The sequence below is a fragment of the Shimia sp. R9_1 genome (assembly GCF_017743775.1).
GTDB lineage: Bacteria > Pseudomonadota > Alphaproteobacteria > Rhodobacterales > Rhodobacteraceae > Shimia.
The window spans coordinates 200,092-212,267 of record NZ_JAGHRN010000003.1 but is presented as its reverse complement, the minus strand read 5'-3'; the positions used below and the strand labels follow the sequence as shown (position 1 = coordinate 212,267).

The 12,176-nt window shown below is 60.8% G+C and carries 9 protein-coding genes; 3 read left to right on the top strand and 6 right to left on the bottom strand.

The window, feature by feature from the left end; genetic code table 11:
* The first annotated feature begins 15 nt into the window (after positions 1-15).
* The gene (locus tag J7399_RS12010; RefSeq protein ID WP_209086467.1) at positions 16-2,484 is read left to right on the top strand and encodes a penicillin acylase family protein; all 2,469 of its coding nucleotides are present in this window, start codon (positions 16-18) and stop codon (positions 2,482-2,484) included.
* A 43-nt stretch (positions 2,485-2,527) separates the two neighbouring features.
* On the opposite strand, the gene hflX is transcribed toward J7399_RS12010, so the two are convergent.
* From hflX to trkA, 4 genes are all read right to left on the bottom strand, one after another.
* Positions 2,528-3,802: a GTPase HflX gene (hflX, locus tag J7399_RS12005; RefSeq protein ID WP_209062502.1), complete on the bottom strand. Its 1,275-nt coding sequence runs from the start codon at positions 3,800-3,802 to the stop codon at positions 2,528-2,530.
* Positions 3,802-4,041 (bottom strand): RNA chaperone Hfq, encoded by a 240-nt coding sequence (hfq, locus tag J7399_RS12000; RefSeq protein ID WP_008204623.1) that lies wholly within the window; start codon positions 4,039-4,041, stop codon positions 3,802-3,804. The genes hflX and hfq overlap by 1 nt, the downstream gene beginning before the upstream one ends.
* A gap of 124 nt (positions 4,042-4,165) precedes the next feature.
* Entirely contained in the window at positions 4,166-5,686 is a 1,521-nt protein-coding gene (locus J7399_RS11995) for a potassium transporter TrkG (protein ID WP_209078931.1), read from the bottom strand.
* Between the two features lie 4 nt (positions 5,687-5,690).
* Entirely contained in the window at positions 5,691-7,067 is a 1,377-nt protein-coding gene (gene trkA / locus J7399_RS11990; RefSeq protein WP_209062495.1) for a Trk system potassium transporter TrkA, read from the bottom strand.
* A gap of 130 nt (positions 7,068-7,197) precedes the next feature.
* Between trkA and J7399_RS11985 the strand changes: the two genes are divergently transcribed.
* Positions 7,198-7,683: a hypothetical protein gene (locus tag J7399_RS11985; protein WP_209086465.1), complete on the top strand. Its 486-nt coding sequence runs from the start codon at positions 7,198-7,200 to the stop codon at positions 7,681-7,683.
* Between the two features lie 39 nt (positions 7,684-7,722).
* The gene (locus J7399_RS11980; RefSeq protein WP_209086463.1) at positions 7,723-8,184 is read left to right on the top strand and encodes a hypothetical protein; all 462 of its coding nucleotides are present in this window, start codon (positions 7,723-7,725) and stop codon (positions 8,182-8,184) included.
* A 284-nt stretch (positions 8,185-8,468) separates the two neighbouring features.
* Here J7399_RS11980 and J7399_RS11975 read toward each other — a convergent pair whose 3' ends face one another.
* A complete protein-coding gene (locus J7399_RS11975; RefSeq protein WP_209086461.1) occupies positions 8,469-9,884 on the bottom strand; it encodes a sigma-54 dependent transcriptional regulator in 1,416 nt (471 codons plus the stop codon).
* Positions 9,881-12,133: a PAS domain-containing sensor histidine kinase gene (locus tag J7399_RS11970; RefSeq protein ID WP_209086459.1), complete on the bottom strand. Its 2,253-nt coding sequence runs from the start codon at positions 12,131-12,133 to the stop codon at positions 9,881-9,883. Before J7399_RS11970 ends, J7399_RS11975 begins: the two co-directional genes overlap by 4 nt.
* Positions 12,134-12,176: the final 43 nt, after the last annotated feature.

Below are 12,176 nucleotides of genomic sequence, written 5' to 3'. Positions count from 1 at the left end.
ATAAGAGGCAGACCCATGGCGGCATTTTTCAGATGGCTTTTGCGCATTGCCAGCGGCTTGGTGATTCTCACCGTGCTTGGCGTGATGCTGATCTATTTCCTCGCCTCCCGCAGCTTGCCGGACTACGACAAGACCTTTGCCGCGGCGGGCGTCTCCGCACCGCTGGAGATTGTGCGCAACAACGCCAATGTGCCGCATATCTTTGGGGAAACTGACGAGGATGTGTTCTTCGGCCTGGGCTATGCCCACGCGCAAGACCGCCTCTGGCAGATGCTCACCATGCGCCGGACCGCGCAAGGGCGGCTGTCTGAGGTCTTTGGCACCCGCACGCTGGAAATCGACAAGCTCATGCGGCGGCTCGACATCGCGGGCGCGGCCCAGCAATCGGTCTCCGCGCAGGATCTGGAGGTGCTGGCCGCGCTGCAAGCCTATGCTCGTGGCGTGAACGCGCGCATTGATGAGGTCAACCGCTCCGCTCTGGGCCGCGGCGCACCGGAGCTTTTCCTCTTCAAACAGGCCTTCTCTCCGTGGCAGCCTGCTGACACCATCGCCCTGCAAAAGCTCATGGCCCTGCAGCTCACAAGCCAGATGCAATCTGAGGTCCTGCGCGCCCGCACCTCGCTCGCGCTCAATGATATCAACCGCTTGGCGGACATTCTTCCAGATGCGCCGGGCACCGGTGTCGCCGCGCTGCCGGAGTATGCCAGCCTTGTTCCGGGCGCGCCACGCTATGCCGCGAGCAAGCCTTTGCCCGCCCATCCGCTCTCTCCCTTCAAGATCCCCGAGCTGTCAGGGGCCTCCAACGCTTGGGCCGCCGCGCCCACCCGCAGCGCCTCCGGCGGTACCCTTCTGGCCAATGATCCGCACCTCGGCCTGACCGCGCCGTCGATCTGGTATCTCGCCCGTCTGGAGCTGCAAAGCGGCGGCGTCATCGGCGCGACAATCCCGGGCATTCCCGTCGTGCTTTCCGGCCGCAGCGAGGCTTTGGGCTGGGGCATCACCGCCGCCTATGTGGATGATCAGGACCTCTATATCGAAGAGCTCGACCCCAGCGATCCGGAGCGCTACCGCACACCGGACGGCTTCAAAACCTTTGAAACCCGCAAGTCGATCATCACCATCAAAGATCACAGCCCGGTCACCCTGACGCTGCGCTGGACGGAGAACGGCCCCGTGCTGCCGGGCACGGATTTCAACCTCGCCGCCATCACCCCTCCGGGCCATGTGGCCGCCCTGCGCTGGACCGCGCTCAGCCCGAAAGACCGCTCCACCACTGCGCTTCTGGATCTGATGTATGCCGACTCTGTCGAGCGCGCCATTGAGGTCACCAAACAGCACGTCGCCCCCGGCCTGACGCTCACGCTGGCAGACAAAGACAACATCGGCATGGCCCTCATCGGTGCCGTCCCACGCAGAGACAGCGCGCACCAAAGCCGCGGGCGTCTGCCGTCCCTGGGGGCGCTTGCCGAAAACCGCTGGCAGGGCGTGTTTGATGCGGCCAACAACCCGTCCTTTGTGGAACCCGTGGGCGGCATCGTCGGCAACACCAACAACAAATTCATCGACCGCCCCTTCCCCCAGCATATCTCCTATATCTGGGGCGACAGTCAGCGCATCCAACGCTGGCAGCGCCTGATGCAGGGCCGCCGCGTCCACACCCGCGACAGCTTTATCGAGGCCCAGCTCGACACCGTCAGCTTCTCGGCCCGCTCGATCCTGCCGCTGATTGGCGCAGAACTCTGGTTCACCGGCGAGGCGGCCCCCGAAGGCAGCCGCGAACGCCAGCGCCAGCGCGCGCTCACGCTGTTGTCTGAGTGGAATGGCGAAATGAACGAGCACCTGCCGGAGCCGCTGATCTATGCCGCTTGGGTGCGCGCGCTACAGGAGCGCCTGATCCGCGACGATCTTGGCCCGCTGGCGGATGAATACACCCATGTGGAGCCGCTCTTTATCGAGCGTGTCTTCCGCAACATCGACGGCGCCGCCGCATGGTGTGACGTGCGCCAAAGCGTCCCTCAGGAAACCTGCGCCGACATGGCCAAACTTGCTCTGGATGACGCGCTCATCACCATTGAGGAGCGCTACGGCCCACAGCTTGAATCCCTGCGCTGGGGCGATGTCCATCAAGCCACCCATGACCATCAGGCGCTTGGCGAGGTGCCGATCCTGCGCTTCTTTGTGAACATCCGCCAATCCACCTCCGGTGGCGACAACACACTTCAGCGCGGCAAAACCAGCGGCACCGGCGAAAACCCGTACCACAACGTCCACGCCGCAGGCTACCGCGGGGTCTATGACTTCGCCGATCCCGACAGCTCGGTTTTTGTGATCTCTACCGGTCAGTCCGGCCACTTCCTGTCGCGCTTTTATGACGACATGGCCCAGCTGTGGCGCCGCGGCGAATATATTCCGATGTCGTTGGATGAAGAGCTGGCCCGCGCCGCTGCTGTTGGCGTTACGCGGATTGAACCGATGGCGCAGTAATCCTGCGCCATCAATATCTTAGGATGTGATCTTAAGGCCTCTGTCAGAGGCTTTCAAACTGCGCGCGCTGCTTGGCGCTCCACAGCACGGTGATCTCAAAGCCCTCGTCCGTCTGGGCTTCTTCCTCCACGATGCCCTCTTTGAAGAGCCACGCCCGTGCCTTGCCAGCCGCAAAGCTGAGCTTCAGCGTTTCGCGGCTTTTCTCGCTGGCCAAAGCCTGCTGGATCGCCGCAAACATCTCATCCAGTCCCTGCCCGCTCACAGCGGACACCGCAAAGATATCCTCTTCACGCTCCGCCTTGGCGACCATCGCATCGCGATCATCCGCACTCAGCAGGTCGATCTTGTTCCAGACCTCGATCTGTGGCGTCTCTTCATTCAGCCCAAGGGTCTCGAGGATCGTGCGCACATCTTCGGCCTGATGCTCCGTTTCCGGATGCGCAATGTCGCGCACATGCAGCACCAGATCCGCCGCCAGCACCTCTTCCAGCGTCGCCCGGAAGGCCGCCACAAGCTGCGTTGGCAGATCACTGATGAAGCCCACCGTGTCCGACAGGATCACCTCAGGCCCGTTGTTGGGCAGCTCCACCGCGCGCATGGTCGGATCGAGCGTGGCAAAAAGCATGTCTTTCGCCATCACATCTGCCCCGGTTACGCGGTTGAAAAGTGTGGATTTTCCGGCGTTGGTATAGCCCACCAGCGCAACAATCGGAAACGGCACCTTGGCGCGCGCCTTACGGTGCAGCTCGCGGGTTTTCACAACCTTCGCAAGCTGACGGCGCAACCGCACCAACTGGTCGTCGATCGCGCGACGGTCCGCCTCGATCTGGGTTTCACCCGGACCACCCACAAAGCCAAGCCCGCCCCGCTGACGTTCCAAGTGGGTCCAGGCCCGCACCAGTCGCGTGCGCTGATAAGACAGCGCAGCCATCTCCACCTGCAGCACACCCTCACGGGTGCGCGCCCGATCCGAGAAGATCTCAAGGATCAGCCCGGTCCGGTCCAGCAGTTTGACCTTCCACTCTTTTTCCAGATTGCGCTGCTGCACAGGGGTGACCGGCCCGTCAATCAGGACAAGCTCCACCTCATTGGCCTTAAAAAGCGCTTTCAGTTCTTCGATCTTTCCGCTGCCAAACAGCTTGCCGGGCTGGGCTTTGGGCAGGCGCACGACGTTTGAGCCCACCACCTCCAGTTCCGGCAAAGCCGCTGCAAGCGAAATGGCCTCTTCCAACGCGAAAGAGGCCTCGCGCCGCTGATCAGCGCCAGTGATATCGGGATGCAGGACCCAAGCGCGGGTGACCTGCGTGTCATGCTCCATCAAGAGGCGTCTTCACCTTCATACAGAGAAATCGGCTGCGCCGGCATGATTGTCGAGATCGCATGTTTGTAGACCAACTGGCTCTGACCATCGCGGCGCAGCAGCACACAGAAGTTGTCAAACCAGGTGATCACACCCTGCAGTTTCACACCGTTGATCAGAAAAATGGTCACCGGAACTTTGGTTTTCCGGACGTGGTTCAAAAATGCATCTTGGAGATTCTGTCGATCCGAAGCCATGTCGTGCTTGCCTTTGTTCTTGTTTGTGCATCGGGAAAGGTATGCAGTCGCGAGTATGGAGCGCACATTCTGGACTTACCAGCCTAAAATGACGCCTTTTTAAACCGCTACGGGGTCAACCGCATCATTTCTGCCACAAGTCCGGAGAAATCAGGGCGATAACCGCCAGCGCTTCCAGCCGTCCGGCAATCATAGCTGCACAAAGAATAAGCTTTTCCACCGGACCCAGCGAGGAAATCGCAATCGGGAATTCTCCGGCCACCTGCGTCAACGGCCCCGCCGTTGTGAGCGCGGAGACCGCCAGAATAAGCGCCTCTTCAAAGCTGTTTCCGGCAAGCGCCAGCAGCAGCGTGACGGCGGCAAGCGACAGGGCAAACAGCATGAAAAACACCCAGGCGATCACCGCCCCGCGCCGTCTCAGCCCGCGCGCACCTGCCCGCTTGCGCCCCAACACCACATTGGGATGCACCAGCCGCTCCATCTCGCCCAGCCCCTGCACATAAAGCGCATAGACCCGCAGCAACTTCACGCCACCCGCCGTGGTCGCCACGCCGCCGCCCACCATGGCCAGCGCCAGCAGGATCAGGCCCGGCGTCTGCAATCCGCTCCAGTCCCGCGCCACATGCCATTCCGAGCTTTCAAATCCGGTGGTGGTCAGAAAGCTCATCACCGTGAAAATCCCGCCCCAGGCGGCCTTCAGACCGGCCAGCGGATCGCTCACATCTTCTTCGCTCAGCGCGCCAAACCAGTGACGCATAAACAGCATCACCGCCACCACCATCACGATCAGAAACCCCAGCCGCAGCTCCGGATCTTCCAACAGACTGTTGCGCCGCACCGCCCCCGTGTCGGAGCTGAAAGTGCTGCGCGACAGAGCAAAGAGCAGAAACAGGAAGATGATCATCTCCCCCGCAACGCCGGAATTGCTGTTCTGCACGCCCACGCCGGTGGTGATCCCGCTGGTCGAAAGCGTCGCCATGGCGTTCATCAACCCGACAATCGGGCGATCCCCCAGCACCACCAGCATGATCCACAGCGCGCCGGTCAGACCGACATAGATCGGCAACAGCGCCTGCGCCGCACGGCTCCAGCGTTTCATCGGGCGCGCGCGCTGCATATGGGTCTGGCCGGTGTCAAGCTGGCCGGGTTCCCCCATGGCTGTCACCTCAAACCCGCCAAGGCTCAGCGGCGCCAGAACCGCCGCCGCCGCCACCCACATCAACAGCCCGCCAAGCCAGCCCACCATCCCGCGCCACAGATGCACCGCATCCGTCAGCATGCTGGCTGGCTCATAAGTGGTCATCCCGGTGGTGGTCAGGCTGCTGACCATCTCAAAGTAGACATCCACATAGGGCACCACGCCAAGTGTTTCATACATCGGCAACGCCAGCACGGCCGGTAACAGCGCAAGCGCCAGAAACAGCGCTTTGAGGTTGTCCACCGTGCGCGTGCGCCCCCGCGTGCCATGCACCGCAATCGCAATCAGCGTGCAGACAAACAGCACCATCGTGCCGGAATAGAAAAAGCTGCGCGACACAAAATGGTCGTTCTGCACCAGTGCCACCGCCGCAGGCACATACATCAGCAGCCCTGAAATCAGGACCATCTGCACAAACAGCGGGATTTGAGACAGGCGCAGCGTCATCGGCTCAGAAGAAGTCGATGGAGACCTGCAACAGCTGCTCCACCCCCGGCACATCCGCCGACAGGGAAAACAGCACAATCACGTCCCCTTCATTGATGCGCGTGCCGCCTTTGGGTTTCACAACCTCTTTGCCCTTCTGGATCGCACCAATCAGCACGCCTTCCGGGAAAGCCACATCGCGCACCTGCTGACCTGCGATGGGCGAGGTCGAGAGCACTTCGGCCTCAATGATCTCCGCCTCGGTATCGCCAACCGAGTAAACCTCGCGCACCCGCCCGTGCCGGATATGGCGCAGGATCGAGCTCACCGTGGTGGCGCGCGGGTTGATGAAGGCATCAATGCCCAAGGGCGGCATCAAAGGCGCAAGCGTCGGGTCATTGATCAGCGCAATCGCCAGTGGGCAGCCCGCCGATTTGGAGCGCACAGAGGCCAGCATATTGGTTTTGTCATCATCGGTGACCGCGAGAATGGCGTCTGCGCGGTCCGCGCCCGCCTCAGCCAGCAGTGCGGCGTCCAGACCATCCCCATTCAGAACAATCGTGCGCTCCAGAGCTTCGGCGGCACGCTCCGCCACGCGGCGGTCCTTTTCGATGATCTTTGTACGGATACGGTGCGCGCTCTTCTCCAGCCGCTGCGCCACCATCAGGCCGACGTTGCCGCCGCCAACAATCACCGCACGCTCTTGCTTTTTCTGAACCTTCCCAAAGACTTCCATGGTGCGGCTCACGTCCTCAACAAAGCTGAAGACATAAATTTCATCACCCACAAACAGCTGATCACCCGGCTCAGGCGCAAACAGCGTGCCATGGCGGCGCACGCCCACAACCACCGCATTCAGCGTGGAGAACAGATCGGTCAACTGCCGCAAGGGCGTGTTCACCACCGGACAATCCTCATCCAGCACCAGCCCCAGCATCTGCACCTTGCCTTCCAGGAAGGTCTCCGTGTCAAAGGCGTTGGGCGCCGTCAGCCGCTTAAGCGCCGCATCCGCCACCTCAAGCTCAGGCGAGATCACCACGTCAATCGGCATGTGATCACGCCGGTAAAGATCAGAATAAAGCACATCCAGATAGGACTGGCTGCGCAGTCGGGCGATCTTGCGCGGCACGGAAAACACCGAATGCGCCACCTGACAGGTCACCATATTGACCTCGTCAGAATAGGTGGCCGCAATAAGCATATCCGCATCGCGCGCGCCCGCACGGTCCAGCACATCAGGATAGCTCGCAAACCCCGCGATCCCCTGCACATCCAGCGTGTCCGTGGCGCGGCGCACCAATTCGGGGTTGTTGTCCACAACGGTGACATCGTTGTTTTCACCGGACAAATGGCGAGCAATCTGCCATCCAACCTGACCGGCCCCACAGATAATGACCTTCATATGCTTCCCTCAAGGGTTTGTCTGTCCGACATGCCAGAGAGCGCCAATCAGGTCAATTGCAAGCATTGACGCCAGTCCCGTTTGGGTTTCTTCTTAGGGCGCAAACTAAATTATGAAGTGAGATAAGAAGATGCGGCAAACTGTTGTTATATTTGCGGCTCTTGCAACGGTCTTGGCGAGCTGCGCCCCGACCTCTTACTCAGGCTACGCCAAATCCGGGGTCACCCGCGAAACAGCTGCATATGATGACACGGCCTGTTCTGTAGAAGCCAACAAACTCTTCCCAGCAGCCACCTTCACCACATCGGTCTATTCCGGCTACCACGGCGGCTATGGCGGTTATGCTGGCGGCTATTGGGGTGGCTACCCCGGCTATTGGGGTGGCAGCCACGTTCAGGTTCAAGACGCCAACGCCGGTATGCGGGCCGAGCATCGCGCCGACTGCATGACGCTGAAGGGATATACCCCCGTGACCCACCCGATCTGCACCGAGGATCAACTCGCCGGGCACCAATATGCGGCCATTCCCGGAGCCCCTGTTCCAGCAGCCAACATCTGTGCGCTGCGCGCCAAGGGCGGCGGTGTCGCCCTGATTGATCTCAGCAAACCCATCTAACCCCAAACCATCTAAACAAAAATACACTAAAGGTTCATTGTGTCCTTCGTAAAATACCCCGCGCTTGCCGCCTCGCTCTTTGTTGTTCTCAGCGGCTGCACCCAGTTTGGCACATACTACAAAGAAGGTGTCACCAAATCTGAACTGAACATCGACCGTGGCCAGTGCAATAGCGCCGCCGCAGCCGCCTATCCGCCCCGCATCGTCACCGACTGGTGGCCGCTTTATGACGGCAACGGGCGCATTGTTGGCCAACGGCCAGAGCAATATGACATCAACGAAGGCGCCCGCCACTCCGCTGTGCGCAGCTGCATGTCTGAGAAAGGCTATGAGAAGGTTCAGATCCCTTATTGCAAAGATGAGCAGCTTGGCGAAAATCACTATGCCAAGATCGAGGTCGCCCCGGAGCTGAGCCCCAGCATCTGCGGTCTGCGCACCGAAGATGGCGGCCGCGTGCTGATCGATCTGAGCAAGCCGATCTCAAGCAAATCCAGCGGCTAAAGTCGGTTGCGTTCGACCGCATGAGAGAGGCCGCGCACAAGCGATCCAAATCAAACGCAAGCTGCTCTACGATTAGAAGCGCATAGTCTTCACCAACGCGCAGGAGGCGAAGCCGACCAGCCCCCGACCCTCCCCAAGGGAGGGGGCTTCACCCCCACCCAAGGTCGGGGACTGGTCTATGTGCCCCGCTACAGTCGTTACAGATTTGTAGGACGAAGATCTAAAAACAAACGCGCGGAGCGTCTGCCCCGCGCGTTTTGTCTTTGCCCCTCTGCGGTGCGGCTTTATTCAGCCGCTTCGCTTTCCTCTTCAGGCACATGCGCCACACGCGCACCTGCCTTGTTGGAGGTCACAACCCCCAGCGATTTTAGTTTGCGGTGCAGCGCGCTGCGCTCCATGCCGACAAAGCTTGCGGTGCGGCTGATATTGCCGCCAAACCGGTTGATCTGGGTCAGCAGATATTCGCGTTCAAACGCCTCCCGCGCCTCGCGCAGCGGCAGCGTCGCCAGCGTGCCAGACAGCACCACGCGGCCATCTTCCGCAGGCGTATCGGTTTCACCGGGCAACTCGCGGCTTTCAATCGGCCCCTGCCCGTCCCCAAGGATCAGCACCCGCTCAATCAGGTTTTTGAGCTGGCGCACATTGCCCGGCCAAACCATGGTCTGCATCAGCGCAATCGCATCTGTACTCAGCTCACGCAGCGGCAAGCCTTGACTCTCATGCAACTGAGCAAGGAAATAGCTCGCCAGCGCCGGAATGTCTTCGCGCCGCTCTTCCAGCGACGGCACCGCGATCGGTACCACGTTGAGACGGTGATACAGCTCCTCACGGAAGGTGCCCTCCGCAATCGCCTGCGTCAGATCCTGATTGGTCGAGGAAATCACCCGCAAATCCACGCGCACCTTCTTTGAGCCGCCCACTCGGGTGAATTGCTGATCCACCAGCACCCGCAGGATCTTGCTCTGCGCCGCCAGCGGCATGTCCGCCACCTCGTCAAAATAGACAATCCCGCCATTGGCCTGCTCCAGCAGCCCGGTCTCGATGCCGCGCTCGGCACTTTCGCGGCCAAAGAGGATCTCTTCCACGCGGTCCGGATCCATCCCCGCGCAGGAGACGGTGACAAACGGCGCGCTGGCGCGGTTGGAATTGGCATGGATATAGCGCGCCGCCACATCTTTGCCGACACCCGCCGGCCCGGTCAGCATCACCCGCCCGTTGGAGCGCGTGACCTTATCCAGTTGCGACACCATCGCGCGATAGGCCGCACTGTCACCGATCAAATCAGCCGGCTTGCCGTCCTGACGTTTCAGCTCGGTGTTTTCACGACGCAGACGGCTGGTCTCCATCGCCCGTTTGATCACCACCAGCAACTGATCGATGTTAAACGGCTTTTCGATGAAGTCATACGCGCCCTGTTTGATCGCCGCGACCGCAATCTCGATATTGCCGTGGCCCGAAATGATCACCACCGGCACTTCCGGATAGTCGTTTTTCACAGCCTTCAGGATGTCGATGCCATCCATATTGCTGTCCTTCAACCAGATATCGAGGATCATCAGCGCCGGTTGCTCACTGGTCACCTGCGCCATCGCCTCATCCGAGTTGCCCGCCAGCCGCGTCGAAAACCCCTCGTCTTTCAGGATGTCCGAAATCAGTTCCCGAATGTCGCGCTCATCGTCAACGATCAGAATGTCACTCATAATACTCGCTCGCTCTCTTTGATGTCCTCAGCAGGTGCAGCGCCCAAAGGGGCCAAAGGCAGCTTGATCTCTGCCATTGCACCAACATGAGAAGACGGTTCAAACACCGGCGCATCCAGCAGCGACAGCTGCCCGCCATGCTCTTCAATGATCTTTTTCACAATGGGGAGACCCAGCCCCGTGCCCTTGTCACGTGTCGTGACATAAGGCTCAAACAGTCGGGCACGATCGGCAGGCAGGCCAATGCCATTGTCTGCAATCCGCAGCACCGCGTGCTCTTCTTCAATCTTCAAACTCACCCGAATTTCCGGAGAGATAGCCTCATCAGGATGTTTTTCCTGATAGGTTTCAATTGCTTCACCGGCATTCTTGATCAGATTGGTCAGCGCCTGTGAGATCATCGTGGCGTCCAGATCCACGGTCATCGGCCCTTTGCAAATGTCGCGCACAAACCGCACATCCGGCTGGCCGGTTTCCTGCAACAACACCGCTGCCTGCACCAGCTCCACCAGATCAGCAGCCTTGCGATCCGGCTCCGGCATCCGTGCAAATTTGGAGAACTCATCCACAATCCTGCGCAGATCATTGGTCTGGCGCACAATCACATCGGTCATCTGCTCAAGCGTGTCGCTGTCTTCGCCCAGACGGCTGGCAAACTTGCGGCGGATACGTTCAGCCGACAGCTGGATCGGGGTCAGCGGGTTCTTGATCTCATGGGCGATGCGGCGTGCCACGTCGCCCCAGGCCGCTGTCCGCTGTGCCGTCACCAGATTGGTCACATCGTCAAAGGCCACCACGTAGCCCTCAAGCGTGCCATCGTCGCGCCGCCGCGTGGACATGCGCACCAAGAGATGCTCCAGCCGTCCGCCCCGGACCACCTTCACCTCTTCCTGCGCCACTTCCTTGCCGCCCGAGGTCAGCTCCTCAAGCACCGGACCAAACTCCGGCACCGCCACCGCCAGAGGCATCGCCTGATGGTCATCCGCCCAGGCCAGAAGCCGTTCTGCGGAGCGGTTCACAAAGGACACTTTGCCCTCCGCCGTCAGCCCGACAACACCGGACGTCACCGAGGTCAGCACGCTGTCAAACATGCGGCGGCGGCGGTCAATCTGGCGCGTATTGTCCAGCAGCGTCTCCCGCTGCACCTTCAGTTGGCCGGTCATCTGGTTGAAGTAGCGCCCTAGCATCGCGATCTCATCATCGCCTTCTTCTTCGCGCACTTTCACGTCCAGATCACCCGCCCCGACGCGCTGTGCCGCCTGCATCAGCCGCCCAACCGGACGCGACAGCCGTTCCGCCATCCACATGCCCATCCAAATCGCCGCCAGAACCAGAATCAGCGCAAATCCGAGGTAGATCAGACCAAACTCAAACAGCCGCTGCCCGCGCTCGCTCTCCAGCTGCGAATACAGCCGCGCACTGGCCTGCGTGTCATCGAGCAGCTGGAAAATCTCCGCATCCACCTCACGGCTGATATAGAGATAGCGGTCCACAAAGGCCTCAAGCCGCACCAGCGCGCGCATCTCATTGTTGTCCAGATCACGGATGATGACATAGCCATCCTCCACGGTCTCGGCCATCTCCGCCTCGGTGGGCTTTTCAAAGTCAAACAGATAGGAGCGCTCACCCCGCGCGCGCAGCTCGCCTGTGCCATCGATCACAAAGGCTTCTTTCAGACCGCGCTGGATCTGCACCTGCCCCGCGGCCAACAGAACCCGAAGCTCACCCGCATCCATAAAGAAGGTCGCACGCCGCCGATTGTTGAGAAACTCTGCCAGCGCGCCCGCGTCTTCTTTGAGCGCCTCAATATGCTCTTCTTCATAGGCCTGCGCTGCCGACAGCGAATTGCCCACCACCAGCCGCACACGCTCGCTGAACCAGCCCTCAAGGCCGATGTTCAGCGTCAGCCCGGCAAACACCGCCACCGTCACCGCAGGCACTACGGCCAACACGGCAAACGCCCCGGTCAGTCTCAGATGCAGGCGCGATCCGGCAGAGCGGGCGCGGCGCGAGGAAATCGCGCGCACCACATTCTGGAGCACCAGCGCGGCCACGATCAGAACATAGGCAAAATCGGCAAGAAAAATCGCACGCAATGTGCTGGATGAGGCGCCAAGCCCAAACGGACCAAGCGCCAGATAGGTCGCCAAAGCCAGCGCCGGAGCCAGCACCACCAGCCCGAAAGCTGCGGCATTCTGGACACGCCTTTGACTGCGCAGGCGCTGAAAACGCGCCCAGTGACTCGTCATTGTCCGGCTCGACACCCGACTTCCCCAATTGATTTGGTGGCGC